13 protein-coding genes are annotated in these 17,238 nt (G+C 41.6%); 4 read left to right on the top strand and 9 right to left on the bottom strand.

Annotation, left to right across the window (positions count from 1 at the left end; translation table 11 throughout):
• Positions 1-25: 25 nt before the first annotated feature.
• From H6F66_RS20195 to H6F66_RS20155, 9 genes are all read right to left on the bottom strand, one after another.
• Positions 26-1,486 carry a hypothetical protein gene (locus H6F66_RS20195; protein ID WP_190424620.1) on the bottom strand — a complete coding sequence of 487 codons (1,461 nt, stop codon included), beginning with the start codon at positions 1,484-1,486 and terminating at the stop codon, positions 26-28.
• 129 nt (positions 1,487-1,615) lie between these two features.
• Positions 1,616-2,779, bottom strand: a complete 1,164-nt coding sequence (locus H6F66_RS20190; RefSeq protein WP_190424617.1) for a glycosyltransferase family 1 protein — start codon at positions 2,777-2,779, stop codon at positions 1,616-1,618.
• Positions 2,773-3,696: an NAD-dependent epimerase/dehydratase family protein gene (locus tag H6F66_RS20185; protein ID WP_190424615.1), complete on the bottom strand. Its 924-nt coding sequence runs from the start codon at positions 3,694-3,696 to the stop codon at positions 2,773-2,775. The genes H6F66_RS20190 and H6F66_RS20185 overlap by 7 nt, the downstream gene beginning before the upstream one ends.
• A 10-nt stretch (positions 3,697-3,706) precedes the next feature.
• A complete protein-coding gene (locus tag H6F66_RS20180; RefSeq protein WP_190424613.1) occupies positions 3,707-4,447 on the bottom strand; it encodes an acyltransferase in 741 nt (246 codons plus the stop codon).
• Positions 4,448-4,467: 20 nt separating this feature from the next.
• Positions 4,468-5,376, bottom strand: a complete 909-nt coding sequence (locus H6F66_RS20175) for a glycosyltransferase family 2 protein (RefSeq protein WP_190424612.1) — start codon at positions 5,374-5,376, stop codon at positions 4,468-4,470.
• Positions 5,373-6,572 carry a hypothetical protein gene (locus tag H6F66_RS20170; protein ID WP_190424610.1) on the bottom strand — a complete coding sequence of 400 codons (1,200 nt, stop codon included), beginning with the start codon at positions 6,570-6,572 and terminating at the stop codon, positions 5,373-5,375. The genes H6F66_RS20175 and H6F66_RS20170 overlap by 4 nt, the downstream gene beginning before the upstream one ends.
• Positions 6,569-7,906: a flippase gene (locus tag H6F66_RS20165; RefSeq protein ID WP_190424608.1), complete on the bottom strand. Its 1,338-nt coding sequence runs from the start codon at positions 7,904-7,906 to the stop codon at positions 6,569-6,571. The genes H6F66_RS20170 and H6F66_RS20165 overlap by 4 nt, the downstream gene beginning before the upstream one ends.
• Before the next feature lie 74 nt (positions 7,907-7,980).
• Complete coding sequence (locus H6F66_RS20160; protein ID WP_190424606.1) at positions 7,981-8,895, bottom strand: phytanoyl-CoA dioxygenase family protein; 915 nt, start codon at positions 8,893-8,895, stop codon at positions 7,981-7,983.
• A 229-nt stretch (positions 8,896-9,124) separates the two neighbouring features.
• The gene (locus H6F66_RS20155; RefSeq protein WP_190424604.1) at positions 9,125-10,510 is read right to left on the bottom strand and encodes an O-antigen ligase family protein; all 1,386 of its coding nucleotides are present in this window, start codon (positions 10,508-10,510) and stop codon (positions 9,125-9,127) included.
• A gap of 277 nt (positions 10,511-10,787) precedes the next feature.
• On the opposite strand from H6F66_RS20155, the gene H6F66_RS20150 reads away from it, so the two are divergent.
• The 4 genes from H6F66_RS20150 (at position 10,788) to H6F66_RS20135 (ending at position 17,133) form a co-directional block, all read left to right on the top strand.
• The gene (locus tag H6F66_RS20150) at positions 10,788-12,257 is read left to right on the top strand and encodes an SLBB domain-containing protein (protein ID WP_190424602.1); all 1,470 of its coding nucleotides are present in this window, start codon (positions 10,788-10,790) and stop codon (positions 12,255-12,257) included.
• Positions 12,258-12,320: 63 nt separating this feature from the next.
• Complete coding sequence (locus tag H6F66_RS20145) at positions 12,321-14,612, top strand: polysaccharide biosynthesis tyrosine autokinase (protein WP_190424600.1); 2,292 nt, start codon at positions 12,321-12,323, stop codon at positions 14,610-14,612.
• Between the two features lie 83 nt (positions 14,613-14,695).
• On the top strand, positions 14,696-16,555 hold the full coding sequence (locus H6F66_RS20140; RefSeq protein ID WP_242019348.1) for an alpha/beta hydrolase: 1,860 nt from the start codon (positions 14,696-14,698) through the stop codon (positions 16,553-16,555).
• Between the two features lie 341 nt (positions 16,556-16,896).
• On the top strand, positions 16,897-17,133 hold the full coding sequence (locus H6F66_RS20135) for a PAS domain-containing protein (RefSeq protein ID WP_190424598.1): 237 nt from the start codon (positions 16,897-16,899) through the stop codon (positions 17,131-17,133).
• Positions 17,134-17,238: the final 105 nt, after the last annotated feature.

Here is a 17,238-nt window from a genome sequence, read left to right as displayed (position 1 = left end):
ACACGGCGGTGCCGTGTCTCTAGGGCTATGGAACATAAGTAGATGGAAAAAGAGGAATAAGATGATAAAGACCTGTATAACTTTGAAAACCTGTATTTAAACCTACATAATAGGACGGCAAAATAATATTAGCTAAAGCAATATAAAACAACATTTTGAATCCCGGAAACTTTTTTTCCTCTCCTAGCAGTATAGCCAATGCAATCAGCATTCCAAAGAAGCCATAACCGACGTTTCTGCTGGTATCTACAATCAAAAACATTGTAGATATGGGAAATGCAATGATACTTGCTATGGCAGCTACCAAAAGTGTCTCGCCTTGTCGCCAAAGTATCCAGAGAATATACAGGGTAATAACCCAAAGTAATTTATAGGAAAAGAAGAATCCGGCTAATCCCATCAGTGGATTTTCCGCCATATACTGCAAAGCTGTCTTATTCTCCAGTATCAAGTGTGCCTTAACTGGACTATCCAGAGAAAATCCACTACCCGCAAACCAAATAAAACAATAAATTGGTACTAAAGATAAAGCAGTTAATACTTCTCGTTTGGGAAAACAGAAGATAACAATTGGGATAAAGACAAAGGCACTAGCTTCATGCGTTGCTAAGGCAAGAGCAAGTGTTCCCAATCTTCCTTGACGACTCATTGGTATGCAAGCAGGAAGCAATATTAGGATAAAAAATAGCTGATCTACATAACCTGGAAATTGATAATTAAACATCACGTAACTGCTGGTTGCTATCGATAGGTAATATAAAAATTGTTTTCGGTAATTTGGATATTTATTGTATGAATTTAAAATCTTTGATTCTATAAATGTTAATGATAACAATATTAAAACGTAAGTACAAAGCAGCGAAAAAATATAATATAGCAAAGGGCCGGTCAAGTGAATAAAGTTAGCGATCGCCAGCATGAGCAGCCGTCTATAATACCAGTCTGCGTTTTGACTAAAAGGCTCCAAGCTCCTGATAGCATACTCTAAACCCATTACTGCTGTGCCTAAAGGATATCTGAAAGGAAGGATAAGTAAGGATAAAATTAGGAAGATGCCTAAGGATGCGATCACTCTCCTTTTAAACCCAGCATTAAACAGGAAAAAACGCGACTTGATAACCGACATTAAAATTGGCATAGCAACTACTAAAGTTGCTATAAAAAAGAGCATTCCTTTGATAGGGATAATGCCATAAGTAGTAGTAATCTCTGCTAATTGCTGCGGTGCAGTTTTGGCTAGAATCTCTGGAGAAATTCCCCCAGGAGTAAAACGGCTTAAGATTGCTTGGACATTTGTAAAAACCCAATCTTGAGGGAGACGGTTTAAAATAGCTTCAACAGCTATAAGTATCCTATTTCTCGGAGCATTCGCTACTGCATATAGCGTAACTACCGCTATCCAAAAAATCACTGGAGGAATAATACTTTTATCCTTCAGCGAATCAAATAGCACATAATGTATGTATTTTTCTGATCGTTTTGGCATCTTCCCAATCTCCTAATAATTTAATTACATTACAAAAATTAGAACTTAGCTAGCTTTTTCTTTGCGTAATCTGTACTTAGAGTGGTTCATTTTCCTGCCAAATGTGACAAAGTAAACAGAGCAATCCTGTTATAGAACCCCACGCACTATTTTTAAAAACCGCCTACCATACCCTTTTATTCTCTCAACATTATCTTGTTTGGCTAAACTTTCCTTCTTTACATCTGGCCCTGGCGTTAAAGTAGCAAAAGCTTTATCTATGAGCGTTGCCAAATGTTCAGCATTACTTCGCTCAAAAAAGTAAGAATCTGGCGGGCTTTGCTCCAAGTGAACTGGAAAATTAGAGAGTAATGTAGGTTTACCAAGAGAACGTGCATCCTCTACAACCGTACTCCACCCCTCAAATAAGGAAGGTTGAATTACCGCTAAACATCTTCTCATTAGCTGAATTTGATCTACGCGAGGAATTAATCCCAAAAGGCGCACTTGCTCCCCTATCCCTAAATCTTTAATTCTCGCCAATAGTTGATTGTAATAATCAGGATTGCGGTAATCGGTAGCACTTCCCGTACAGACAACTGTAGGCGTAGTACCCTGTTTCTTCAACAACCCCAAAGCTTCAATTACCACGGCATGATCTTTATGTTTCCAAAACTGATTGCTGACCAAAAAAAACTTATCTGGAAGTTGATATTTTTTTTGAGTTAGTTTGGGGTATAACTCAAACCATTCGGGTTCGGGACAACTTACAAAATTCATCACAACGCTTCGAGAAGCCGCATCAGGATAGAGATGTTTAAAATCTTGCTGCGCCATCTGACTACTTAGTATAATAACCGGAGCCGCACTTGCAATTTGTTGATGATCTTGGTTGCGTTGCTCGATTTCTTCTGGCGAGAAAAGGTTGGGTAAGTGATAGTGTTGAAAGTCAGGAATCCAACTTCCCCATTGATAAGGTGTGCGGGTTCCGGCTATGGCGGGGTAGAGAAAGTCAATTTTTTGAGGATTTAGCAGATTCAGAGGAATAAAAGAAACCCTCTGAGCTAAAACATTACAAGCTTTGAGATAAGCACGCTGCAACTTAGAAGTAGCATAAATATGGTTAACATAACCGCGTGCAGGTTCTATCAAATTTAGGTCTTTATCGTGAACGGCTACGGTTAGTTTGAGATTAGCTTTTTCTTCAGGGGGTAAAGTTGCGATCGCACGCGCTAAATTCTGAATATATAGCACCCCCCCCAGCCAACCAGAGCCACCCACCATGTTGAGGCAAATATGTAAATTTTTCACCATCCTAAAATCTCAGCGCGACACCATTGAACGTACACATTTACACCCCTTTCTATAGTTACTTCAGGGGTAAATCCAAGTTTGGTAAGCTTACTCATATCTGCTTGCCAATTTATCGGCGTTCCTACCGGGGTAACATTATCAAATTCAACTGGGACATATTCCCCAAGTTTCGCTAACATTAACTCGGCTAGTTCCTTAATCGTTGTTTCGACACCATTCGCTAAGTTATAAACCTCAGCTTCACAATCAGCTTTTTCAGCCAAAATGTGAATTGCTCTTGCTACATCTCTCCCATGAATAAAATCGCGGCTTTCGTTTCCAGTTCCCCTTAACTTCAGTGCAGATTGTGTCAAAGCTTTCTGACACATATCCCAAAGAACTTGCCGCCTTAATCCCGGCCCATAGCCTGAAAAAATACGTACTATGGCAGTAGGTAAGTTATAAACTTTGAAAAATTCTGTACAAAGCTGCTCGGACATCATCTTATGAAAACCATAAGGTGAAATTGGCTTCAGGCTTTGGTTTTCCTGAATTGGTAATGTTTCGGGATTTCCGTAGACAGCAGCACTAGAAAGATAGATTAAACGGCATTTTGGAGCGTAAAGACGCAAGCTATCAAGTAGATTGAAAGTAACAGAAACACTGTTACTAAAATCTGCGGATGGATCTGTAATTGAAAGTTCCACTGATGCTCGTCCAGCACAGTGAATACAAATTTCCGGCTGCAACTCTTGAATAACGTTTACTAAATCAGCAGAAGGCAAACTTATTTGTTGATAGCGAAACAAATCTTGCCTGGGTGCATTCTCAGGAGGACGGTTTCCTATCCCGACAACGCTCCAACCAGTTTCGGCAAATTGACGAGCAACATATCGTCCGATAAATCCTGTTACACCTGTAATTAAAACAGTTTTCATAAGCAGTATATTACTCAAGATCGCCTAAAGTTTTACTAACAGCAATTATTGGCATTCTTGTAGTGGGACATTTCTTCTTGAGAATTTCTAAATATTCCGCCTCACTGGGAATATATTTATCGCTATCTTCGGGATAATCTTTAGCTTTTACCCAAGTTTGAGACTGCATATCAAATCTTTTGACGATCCTAGAAGGATTTCCCACAACTACACTGCATGGAGGAATATCGCAGTTTACAACACTTCCAGCTCCAATAATTGAACCATATCCCACCTTTACACCTTTTAAGAGAGTTGTATTTGCTCCTAACCAACAATTTGCTCCTAACTCTATTACGTCATCGCAGGTAGTTCCAGTAGCGATATAAGGCATAAAAGGGGTATCAAAAAGATGCCCGCTTCCCAAAATTCGACAGTCATTACTAATCATGGCGTAGTCGCCAATTTTAATCAGACCTCCCGCAGTTAGAAAGTTTCTCCGTCCAATAAAACAGTTATCCCCTATGATGACAGAAACCTTTCCTGGTTCCCGTTTGTTAATCACAATTGTTGTATCCTGTCCGATGACAGAATTTTCACCAATTTTTACGTTTCCCCAACCTAGTACATGAACAGATGGTTCAATATAGGTGTTTTTGCCAACATTCCGCCTTTTAGCGAAATAAGCTTTAAAGTTACCCCCCAACCATTTGAGTCTGTCTATTTGGGAATCTGAGAGTTTTGATACTATGAAGCTTTTTATGTTCTTCATACATTTTAAGGTTTGTTTTATTACTTAATTTTGATTGTGCGTGCTATTTTTCTCTTTAATTTAGACATAAAGCCTACATTAAAGAATTTGTCTTGAATAAGATGATCTGCTTGGAAATCCTGAATCATAAATTGAGGATGCTTTAAGGGTAAATTTATTTCTTGCGTCTGCACATTTGCTAAAGGATTGTCGCTAAAAGTATGAGTAGCATTGGCTCCAAACCCGATATTAGTAATCAAGTTAACTTCTGGGCAAATTCTTAACCCATTTTGCATCCAACAAGCTAACAACCATTGATAATCCCAGCAGGATCTATCTGGAAATTCATATATTTCTTGGAAGAGTTTTTTCCAATATAAATAATACTTTGGTTCTCGCAGATAATGTTCTAGGAACTGAGCCTCTAAAAGTTGCGGAAATAGCTTAATATTGTAATCAAAAAATTTCCAGGCTCTCCGCCACGATGCCCAGCCCCAGTTACCGCCAAACTGGGAAAAATAATAACTTTGCAGAGGCGATCGCCATTCTCCTACAAGACTTGTACCAGCGATCGCCATCACCCTTTCGTCATTCCGGTACTTTGAGAGCAACTCTTCGCAGAACTGAAAAAAGGTCGGGTGGGGTAAACAATCATCCTCAAAAATTATGGCTTCTTCGACTTGTTCAAAAACCCAAGTAATGCCTGTAGCTGGACGTAACCCACAGCCTAAGTTTACATCCGAATAATTCTTTAAAACCTCACAATCCCAATCTACTCTGTCAATAATTGCACGAGCCGCAGCGCACTGTTCGGCTTCACCCGGTTTGTCGGCACGAGGGCCATCAGCAACTACTAAAAGTTTAGGAGGTTTTGCCTGACGAATCGCTTCAAATACTTTTTCAGTAGTTTCAGGGCGCTTAAAAATTAACAAAGCAACTGGAGTTTTCATAGATACTTGTCAGCAGTCATATTCTGCTTAAATTCGGTGTAATGTAGCATCATGCTGGAAGCGATCGCTGCTATTTGTGCTAAAGGAGTCTGAAGCGAAACGTAGCGATATCTAAAAGCAGCTAGTCTTGCATCTGCCTCCTGGTAGAGAATATCTTGCGCCAAATTTCCCCACCGATCCTCTGGCATTAAGTCAAGCGTCATGCCAGCATGACCAGAAGGTAGCAGCATATTCGAGCCATGTACGCCAATTACCAAACGGCTTTCGGCATAAATTTGGCATATTTCCCTTTCTGTTTCTGCATTAAACTTGTCTACCCGCAAATCTTCGATCCAGTCGGGAAATTGAGTGCTTCTACCCAATCCTGCGATCGCAAACTTTGCCTCCGGAACGCGATCGCGTATCTTTGAAAATAGTTTCTGCACCCGCGCATTTTGAAGCTTGAGGGCAATATCAGGCATTTTCAGCTTTCTCAGACTTGCCGATAGCAGCGCATTGCACCATATCCGATCGTCACGCCAGATAAACGTTATTCTAGGCGGATATTTATCAAAGTTATACTGGGGAATTCTGGTAAATTTGCTAATGTCAAAATGACTCGGATGAGAATGTGCCTTGCTGACGTAAATATCATCAAAACGTTGGCATTCTTCAGATACAAATCGGTCAAAATTTGGATAGTAGCATTGCCCCCGCTTTAAAGGTATATTCACCGTCCATATTTCTGCAACTCCCTCCGGAACCATCCATCTAAGAAACTTCGGTACAATAACAATTAAGCCATACTCAGGATAATTGTCTAAATGTCTTTGAGCATTTAATAGTTTTAACAAACTATGTCCATAAAGATAATCAATACAGTTTAAAATTAGGACGCGCTGATGGCATTTAAAAACTTCTTTAGATATTCCTAGTTTCTCCTCTTGAGGATTTTGCAGAGATACGAGCAGCTTTTCTCCTAACCAATATTTACAAAACTCATGACCATAAACTTCGTGTTTTGCTAAATCAAGTTGGTATGGAAAATTAACAGCGTGACCAACTTCTAAGTCCTCAATAATTTTTGTATGGCAACTAACACACTTAGATTCGACGCAGACGTGCATCCCTTGCCACAGAATAGTTTTAGGTTTAAGCGGTGCTTCGCAATGGGGACAGGTAGATGGGTGCTGAATGTTCGGTTTAATTTCAATCATCGCACTACCTCTAAAATTCTATTTACACCTTTATATAGGTTGCAAGAGCGGAGAATAAACTTACCGACTGGCTTTAAATCTGGAATTATGAAATTGAGCAATACAGCGACAACAAAATAAGTTATTAAAGTTGCTACAGTTGCGCCTATTGCACCATACTTAGGGATTAAATACCAGTTTAAAATTATATTTAATGAGGCACCCGTAAAAGTTAAATATAATTCGTTGTGAGCTTTGCCTTCAATCATAATAAAAGCATTTCTGGCAACTCCAAAACCACTACCAAACTGCGCCCACACATAAATTGATAATACTGTAGCTGAAGCAGCGTAATTATCGCCGTATAGAAAATGAACAACATAATTAGAAAGTAGAGAAACTGGAATTGCTACCACGAGCCATAAAATTAAAGTTAAATCAAAGTATGCTTGAAATTTTTTGATGTATTCGCTCTCTCCTTGAGCCTTGGCTTCAGTGAGTTTGGGAAAAAAAGATATCTGCATGATAGATGGGATGAAATCAAATATCTGCGATATCTTAACTGCGGCGGCGTAAATGCCCAATTGCACTGTTTGGTTAAACGAACCGAGCATGACCTGATCGATTGTGGAATACACATAAATTGCAATTCCCGACACAATCAAAGGCCAGCTTTCTGTGAGCAATTTCTTAGCACGAGGGAGGGTGCTGCGCCACGCTTTTAAGTCCTGTCCGCTTGCTTGATAAACCATCACCAACCCCACCGCAGCTAAGGCAAGTTCTCCAAACCTCGCCCAGGCAAATGCAATTAGGGGTGCCTGCATTTGAATTAAGACAATTCTGAGAGCGCAAATAAGTATATAAGCGCTATTTTTAACAACAACTGTATATTTAGATTGAACTTGCGACCGAAACCAGAGGTCGATAGTCTCGAAAGCTTGAAAAATCGTTCCAGCGGCGATAATTCCTACGAGCCAATGAGTTAAATTATCTTGGGGCTGTAGCAAAGAAATTGCGCCAAAAGCCAACAAAGTTGTTACAGCACCGCCGAAGAGCTTTAGTGCGAGGGAAGTACCAAGCGTCTCATTTTTACTATCTGGGTGACGCACAATGTCGCGCACCACAATGGTATCTAAGCCCAGATTGGCAATTGGCCCCAAGAGTGCGACGAATGCGATCGCATAATTAAATAACCCAAATTGCTCAGGGCCAAGGTAGCGAGCAACCCAAATTCCTACTATTAAGCTCAAGCCCATCTGGAGGATTTTGTCAGCAAACAGCCAACCTATGTTGCTGACAACCTTCCTTAAACCAGGACTAAACTTTTGACTTACCAAAGTCAGCTTGTCTAACATCACAATTTTGCAATATTCTAGGGAATAAAAAGTCGTGCTACATAGTTCATGTAGCAAATGCTATAAAAATCCAGTTATTTAGCTTTAGCAGCTTGCAAAGCTTTTCTCACAAATTGAGCGGTCTGCATCAATTTCGGTTGCTCCCATAAATACTGCAATAAATCCGTCTTTAGTTTGGCCGCCGGAGAATATTCTTTGTACATTGAAGGAATCAAGCGATATTTCATCCCGTTGTATGCAGCATATTCTACAGCAGTAGGAGAAGAGGCATTGCGGCTGCCAAATTCATACACCGCTGGCAGATAATGTGCCGTGAGAGACTTTCTAGAATACTTAGAATTAATTGTTTCCAAAGAACCGTGAATGGTTCTGGAGTTCCAGAAAAGTACATCTCCTTTATTCAAAGCTGGTGCATTAATCTCATCTTTATGAGAATTGATATAACCCTTCAATTTTTCTAAATAAAAACGATTAGAAAGCTTCTCATCTTCTGTTAATTCAAAATCTACTAGATGAGATTTTGGCAAAACATAGAATCTACCAGCTTCTTCGTGAATATCTTCTAAGGCAAACCAACCAGCCAGTAAATGACCATTTGGCATAGAGTCTAAGTAGTACCAATCCTGATGGGCTGGGGTAGCAGTGTTCATATCGAACAACATAGTTTGCATTAAATTATGTTCCTCAATACCCGTTAGTTCAGTTAATGCTTCCCTAACTTGCTGCAAACAAAAAATTTTTCTAGCTGATTCAGTAAATGTTGAATGTTTTGGGTAATCGTGAACATCGCGAAAAGATTCTTCGGAATATCCATAATCATTAATTTTATTAGGTTGCCAGCGGTTACTTGACTGCCTAAAAAAAGGAGAATTTGATGTGATAACCTTGGACGCATATTCGTTTAAGAGGTTATCAATTATGTTTTGAGGAATGAGATTTCTAAAAATATAGTATCCGTTAGCTTGATAATAGTCTCTTGGCCTATCCATAAATAAATCCTCTAAAAGCTGTTATTTTCCTATTAATTTAATCGTATGTTATTAAATTATTAGGCAAATGTCTTACGTAATTACGCTGAAATTAAATTATTAGACAAATGTCCTACGTAATTATGCTGAAAAAATATTTTTTACCCTTTCTCGTTCTCAGCCTCCGACTGGGAATGCCTGTTATGAGGCTCATGCTCTTGCGTGGCTTTCTTCAAGAGGGGGAGGCGCACTAGCGAAGCGGTTCTTGCAATCTGGGAGGTTCATTACAACTTTCCGTTGTAGAGTCCAGGCACAATCGAACTGTCGCTAAAACATAAAACATCCAAGCATAGGTAATTGACATCAAGCCCGTTTCTGTTATGTTTGTCATCACTGCCCACGTAGTAAGTAGAAGGGGCATGACTAATTCAACGTCTGTACTGCGTTTCATGTACTTTACTGATAACGCAATATTAGTGAGAAAAGAAAGGAAAAATAGACCTAATCCTACCAAACCTAAATCTACGGTAAGGTCTAAAAATCCATTGTGAGAATGCTCAGGCTTAAATTGGGTTTTCACTACTAGGATGTCAGCAGCAGGATCGGCTTCTCCTCGCCAAGATTGCCAAAATCCTAAGTATCCATAACCCAGTATTGGATTTTCTTTGATATGCTCGATTACCAGGGGCCAGAAGTCCATACGTCCGGTTAATGACAAATCTTTCCCCAGAGTATCTACAATAATAAATTTTGCATTTTGCGTTACCAAAATAGTCAGACAAATTCCCAGAGCCATGAAAAAGATAATGCAAGCGAAAGCCAATCTAGGTGGCAATTTTTTTATAAACCGGACAATTACTAATACACCTACCAATAAAACCATTAAAACTTTACCCATCCCGCTGTTTGAACGTTGGAGAGAATAAAGAGCTAAAGCAGCAAATCCCAAAGATTGCACCTTAGTCTTGGGTTTGCGGACTGACTGCAAATAAAACATGATCGCAGTCAGAGCCATCAAGAAGCCAAAAGCGTTGCCGTGGGGCAAAATTCCCTGCCAGCCTTTAGAAGTTACTCCGATTGACGGTCTGAATAAAGCGTAAAATACACTCAGCACAAGTATAATTTGGTTGGTAAATAGTAATAATTCAAACAGTTCTTTCCACTTATACTGTTTTCCAACATAAATACAAAAAACAGTAGTTCCTAAAAAAACCATACTAGCTTTTAATGTATATACTGGGGTTCCTGACCAAGCAGCAGACAGGCATAGAAGTAACATTAAAAGACAGAAATAGGGATTTTTCAATATAATTCTTGAATATACAAAGATAATATCTTTAAGGGTGTGTCTTAGCCGGGAAAATATAATAAACAAGCCGACAACATAGATTCCTATTTGTAAAAGGAGAGAAAAAAGCTTTTTGCCTTCGAGATACAAAGCTCTAGGGTGTATTTTATCAAAACCACTTAGCGTTACACCAGCGATCGCAAATATCATCAGCATAATAAAAACTTTTTCTAAAGTGGCAGAAAAAGTTTTATTATTACTAGCATTGCTAAATAATAATAAAATATAAATAACCACCATGCTTAGAATAATGATAAGAAGTAAAGGCTCTGAGGTTATAGTATTCATACCTATTTTATTGGTTAAAAGAACCTGCTAAATTTTCCCTGTCCAAATATAAATACATGAAAGACAAATTTACAGTATATTAAATTTATTACATCTGCAAATTTCTTGCCAGCTTAAAAAATTATAATCAGCTTAATAAACCAATAGATACTGACCGGGGATAGGTTGCAGTAATTTATCAGTAAATTTACATAAGGGATGAAGTAAAAAATATTAGCCTTGGCAGTTTATTGAAAGTCAAGCTTAAATTAATAAGGATAAAGCAAGTAGGTTGTGTATGGTCGATGTAGGTTTTTCTAAACAACTCACCCGTGGTTGTGCGAGTTTAATGTGGGCAACACTTACCATTTCTTACCAGTCTCTAACATACGCACAAGTACCCGGTTTTCAGCCAAATGCACCATTAGCACAACCTAATGCCAGCCCCGTGCCAGCTGGTGCAGCTTATACATTAGGCGGAGGCGATCGCCTCCGCATTGATATCTTCGAGGTTCCTCAGTTTAGCGGCGAGTACACAGTTCTAGCAGATGGCACAATCTACCTACCCCTGATTGGGACTATACCTGTCGAAGGGCGAACCGTAGAACAGGCGGCTAATATCATTTCCTCTAAATACTTTCGCTTCCTCAAACGTCCCATCATTACAATGAGCGTTCTGTCTCCGCGTCCCGCAAATATTCGCGTGGGGGGAGAAGTAAACCGTCCTGGAGGCTTCACAATTCCCCTGACAGCAGGAGTCGGAACCTTACCTGGGCTGCAATATCCTTCTGTAACCCAGGCAATTGAGTTGGCGGAAGGAGTTACCCTAGCCGCCGATCTTCGTCGGGTTCAGGTACGCCGCAAAACAGCGTCAGGTAAAGATCAAGTCATCACTCTTAACCTTTGGGAACTGGCGCAAACTGGCGACAGGCGGCAAGATTTAAATTTACGAGATGGAGACTCAATTTATGTCCCCACAGCCACCACCGTCAACCTAGCAGAAACACGCCAATTAGCCACTACTCGGTTTGCACCACCTCTAGAGAAACCCCGCACCGTTGCTGTCGTAGGCGAAGTTAACCGTCCTGGATCTTATGTCGTCATCGGCGGAAAAACAACACTAGAACAAAGAACGCTGGGAATTCCCAGCGTGACGCGGGCTATCGATTTGGCTGGCGGCATTAAGCCATTGGCTGATGTGCGCCGCGTCCAACTACGTCGGCTCACAAAATCTGGAACTGAACAGCTCATCGATATAAATTTGTGGCAACTATTGCAAACAGGAGATGTGACTCAAGATGCGATTTTGCAAGATGGAGATACCATTGTTGTTCCCACTGCAACAGTAGTCAACCCCGCAGAAGTAACAGAATTAGCAACCACTAGCTTTTCTCCCAGTATTATTAAAGTTAGTGTGGTAGGAGAAGTTAAAAAACCTGGAGTCGTGGAGGTTGCACCCAATACAACCTTGAATCAAGCCTTGCTAACTGCGGGAGGATTTAACGATGCTAGAGCAGATCGCAAGGCTGTCGATCTGATTCGTCTCAATCCTGACGGCACGGTGTCGAAAAGTAAAGTAAAAATTGATTTAGCCCAAGGAATCAATGAGCAAAATAATCCACTGCTACGGGAAAACGACATTATTGTAGTCAGCCGTTCTGGTAGTGCTAAGACTGGTGACAGCGTGAGAACATTTTTAGAACCCATTGAGAAAGTTTTCACTTTCTTTAACATTTTTAGTCTCTTCGGAATCTTGGATAGGCAGTAATTTGGGTGTTTCGGGTGCATCTTTTTTTGGGTTTTATGTAGCTAACCTTTCTCTAAGTGTTAAATGGATACCGAACACGATTCACAGGCGTTTATTAATAGGCGTAATGGCGGAGGAAACCAGCCTCAATCATTGCCGGGACAGCTCACTGTCAAACCTGACGACGGTGATGAACAGAAATTAGATTTAGCGTGGCTGTTAGGAGTTGTGCGTCGCCGTTTGCCAATTATGGCAGGGGTAGCAATTGTATTGACTGCCATCTCTGGAAGCACGATCGTTTTGAAGTCAAAAAGTATTGTTCCGGAGTATGAAGGCTCATTTCGGATTTTAGTTGAGCCTGTCACCGCTGAAGACAGATTGGCAAAGCAATTTTTATCCTCTCAAACAAATAATGCAGATATCCAAAAAATTGAAGTAGAAAAATCTAGTTTATTGGATTATGAAACTCAAATTAGGGTTTTGCTTAGTAGCAAATTGATGGCGCCAGTTATTAAGGATATGCAGAAAAAATATCCTGATATTAACTATAACTCCATGATTACAAAGCTATTAATATTTAGAGTTAATTATGAGAAAGATGGGACGCAATATGGGACAAAAATTTTAGAAGTTAGTTATCGAGATAAGAATCCCGAAAAAGTAAATTTTATATTGGATAAACTCTCTCGAAATTATCTTAAGTACAGCCAACAAGAGCGCTTGTCAAGCCTAAAACAGGGACTGGATTTTATTAATCAGCAGCTCCCGCAGCTACGGGGGCAAGTTGATACACTGCAAGGACAGCTGCAAAAATTGCGACAGCAGTACAATGTGAGCGATCCGGAACAAGCAGACACTTTGCTGTTTCAGCAAGCTCTGGCTTTGGAGAAAGATCGATTAGATACTCAAGTACAATTGGCGGAAACGCGAGCGTTTTACGCTACTCTGCAAAAACAGTTGAGGGAAGGGAATCCTACCGGAGTTTTAGCTACAGATTCCAAGACATATGAAACGTTAATTGGAAAGCTACAGGGGCTAGAAACTGAGATTGCGTCAATGTCTCCCCAATTCCGTGAAGACAGCCCACCTATTCAGGTTTTAAGGGAAAGGCAACAAAATATACAAAATTTGTTGCGTCAACAAGCTGAAGGAATTCTGAAAAAAGTTGCTGGGCAACTTGAAGGATTGGAGAATCGCTACCAAACGATTGCTCAAACTGAAAGGCAGGTAAAGCAAAAACTTCAACAATTGCCAGATGTTTCCCGACAGTATGGAGATTTACAGCGGAAATTAGAAGTAGCGACGCAGAATTTAAAGGAGTTTTTAGCCAAACGCGAAGCATTGAGGCTAGATGCTGCCCAGCAGGAAGTGCCTTGGGAATTGATTGAAAATCCTCAGCTACGAGTTGATGAAGAGGGCAACCTGCTATCAGTTGCTACGAAACAAACTAAAAAACAGTTAGCGATCGCAATCGTTTTGAGTGCGCTTCTTAGCATTGGGCTGGGTTTCCTGATAGAAGCTCTCAATACAGTATTCCACACCCCTGAAGATGTAAAAGGTGAAACTAAACTACCGATACTTGGGGTGATTCCTTTCGCCAAAGAACTCAAAAAACTTCCCAAGAAACAAAAAGAATTTGCTTCTTTACCGGAGGTAGGTAGTCTAAATGAAAGTTTGGGCGGCAATCTTGTTAATAATGGCAATGGCAGAGCTTCCTTGAATTTTTACACCGACTCCCCATTCTTGGAAGCATTCCGCTCTCTGTATACAAATATTCGCTTAATTAGTGCCAATAGACCGATTACTTCGTTAGCAGTTAGTTCAGCTGTACCCGGAGATGGCAAGTCTACTGTGGCGATTAACCTGGCGTTGGCAGCAGCAGCAATCGGTCAACGGGTATTATTAGTAGACGCAGATTTGCGCCGTCCGAGTTTGCATAGTCGGTTGAATTTACCCAACGTGCGTGGATTAGGGGATGTCATCGCTACAGACTTGAGTATTAATGATGCCATTGGGCGATCGCCCTCAGATAAGAACCTCTTCGTGTTAACCGCAGGTCAAAATTCCTCAGACCCAATAAAATTGCTCTCGTCAGATAAAATGCAGTATCTCATCGAGCAATTTCAAGCCCGTTTTGACTTAGTTATCTACGACTCGCCTCCCCTGGTCGGTCTTGCAGATAGCAACATTCTGGCTGCTAATACAGATGGTACTGTGCTGGTTGTGGGAATTGACAAAACAGACCGTACTATGCTGATGAAGGCACTAGATGGATTAAAAATCTCTGGTGGCTCTGTCTTGGGTATAGTTGCCAATGGGTTGAAAGGTTATACGGCTCCCGCGTATCCTTCTTATAGCCGCACTGGAAAAAATTAAAAACTAAAAATTAAAAATAAAAAGGGAAATAGTTCTTTTTTTATGTTTAATTTGGCATTTTTAATTCTTTGGTCAGAGGAGTAATGATGAAGTTAAAGCTTGACTGGTCTTGTGGTAGGGCGTTACGGCAAATGACTCAACAAACTCAGACCGGATCAAAACGTCCCGGGAAAGCAATTTCTGGAAGCTGGAGAAAAAGAATTTTCTGGAGTGCAGCGATCGCGCTTTCTGGCGGAGCGATCGCACTCTCATCGAGTCTCGCTCCGGTGTTAGCCGCCGAACGAGTGAAAATGCGCTTGGGGCCATTTCACCAGTCAGTAGCACTCAGCGACTTAGAAGAATTTGCCAAAACGGGGAAAGTTCCCCGGACGCTTAAGCACTACCAGGTTTTGTTAACTCCTCAATTTCGGGAAACGCTTAAATCTAGTTTGCAGCTAGATCCCAAATTGGGAGACAAAGTAGTTAAAGACCTGTTGCGATCGCCAGTAGGAAAAGAGTTAATCGAGAAAATCGGCGTGGCTTTGCCCGACAGTAACATTGAAAAAATGCAAGCTGCCTTGAGTCTAGCTGTGCGACAAAGCAACGGCTTAAGCGTTATCAGCTTTTTGCAGGCATACCCAGCGGAAACGATAACCTTAGATGCTTCAAGCGCGATCGCTATTGTCCTTGAATTTAACGCCCCCTACTGGGAGAGTAAAGCTTTAAGCTTGCTCTTAGAACGGGAATTGACTGTCGCCGGGGAAAATTTCAGCCCAGCCTTTAACCCAGCAGCTTTCGGTTCTGAGAGAGTGCACAAACAAACTCGGAGTTTTTACGACCGAAGACGCGATCGCGAAATCATCGTCGATCTCTACTGGGCAAACTCATTCTCCGCCCCAGTCTGGAAAGAACTGCCAGAGGTAATAAGGAGAGAGGCAAAAGCGGGAGATCAGGGAGACAAGAAAGATTTGTCTCCCTCACCGAAACCGCAGCAACTCAACATCCCATTGGTAGTCATCTCTCACGGCTTTGGTGCTGACCGCTCATTTTTAGGCTACCTAGCCCGTCATCTAGCATCCCACGGTGTAACCGTCGCCGCCATCGAGCATCCTGGTAGCAATGCCAGCCGACTTTTTGCCGAGCATTTAGGCAGCAGCCCTGTAGGGTTGCCTGGACTTGATCCCTTGCTACCAGCGTCCGAGTTTATCGCCACACCTGAAGACGTTAGTTTTTTGCTAGATCGGTTAAAAAAGCTAAACCAGAAACCAGGCTCCCTACAAGGTAAGCTAAATACCGAGAAAGTCACCGCCATCGGTCACTCCTTGGGCGGTTACACAGCTTTAGCTTTGGCAGGAGCCGAACTGAATTTAGACGAATTGCGATCCGTGTGCAAAAATCGCAACCCGCTTTTGAAATCTGGGGGAGACTGGTTGCAGTGTGCAGCTGCGGATTTACCTGAAAAGAGAGTGCAATTGCGCGATCGCCGGATAGCGGGCGCGATCGCGCTCAACCCGGTTATCGGACAATTGTTTGGCAAAACTGGACTTGCCCAAGTTGCCACCCCCACCTTAATCTTGACTGGGACAGATGACAACCTCACCCCAGCACTGAACCATCAGCTGCGACCTTTTAAGCAACTACCTAATCCAAAATACTTGATCACGGCCATCGGTGGCACTCACTTAAGCATTAGCGACTTTAGCCCCGGCTCCCAAGGCGAAGTTCTCACCCGAAGTACCCTGGTTAACGAAAGAACAGGCATGGTTGCTACTCCTATGCGTCAGTTGCTCCAAGGGATCGGCCTCTCGTTTGTCAAACAACTAACTCCAGCCGCCCCAACTTACGAACCGTTTCTCTCACCCGCCTACACCCAATCTTTTTCTACCCCAAAAATGCCTCTGCGCTTCAATACGCAACTACCAGCAAGCATTCTTTCCTGGCTTAGTTTGTCCGCACTGCCATAAATTGGGGATTGGGGATTGGGAATAGGGATGAGGGAATTGGGAATTAGGGATTGGGGATTGGGAATTAGGGATTGGAAGGACTCTTAGCCAGTCCCTAGTCCCCAGCCCCCAATCCCCAGTCCCTTGTTTTCCGTATCTACCCTCTCCTGTTTTTTACGGAAAGCAACATAGCAAATGGTTACAATTCCCGTAGCATCACGCTTACATCTTCAAGAGAGTTTAGCCTATACTGCATCAAAACAGTTCGGCAAACAACACTAGTTGTCGAAGGGCGCGATCGCAATTCGGGCGGACGACCGGGAAACTACTGCCACCACCCCATTCCCCATCCCCAATGTTCTATGACTCCCAGTTCAGATATTTTTCTTACTAATCACACTCAAGATCAGCCGCCCGAACTACCTCAACAGCAAGAGCCTTTTCCAGGTGGTTCTGTAGAAACATTGCTGTATTTATTAGAGCAAGCGATCGCATATAGCGGTACAGGTATCGTCATTAGCGATGCTACCCTACCCGACAATCCCATCATTTATTGCAACCGGGCTTTTGAAAAAATTACAGGCTACTCCCTTGGTTGACTGACAAAACTGCTTAGGGGTGAAACGTAAATCAGGAGGGAAGCAGAGCTTGATTTAGGCTAGTAAGTAACTACACAAATCAGTCAAATCAATGGCTCATACTTC

Source organism: Trichocoleus sp. FACHB-6 (assembly GCF_014695815.1).
Taxonomy (GTDB): Bacteria; Cyanobacteriota; Cyanobacteriia; order Cyanobacteriales; family FACHB-T130; genus Funiculus; species Funiculus sociatus.
Note: the sequence above shows the minus strand (reverse complement) of the source record. Positions and strands in the feature narration are given on the sequence as shown.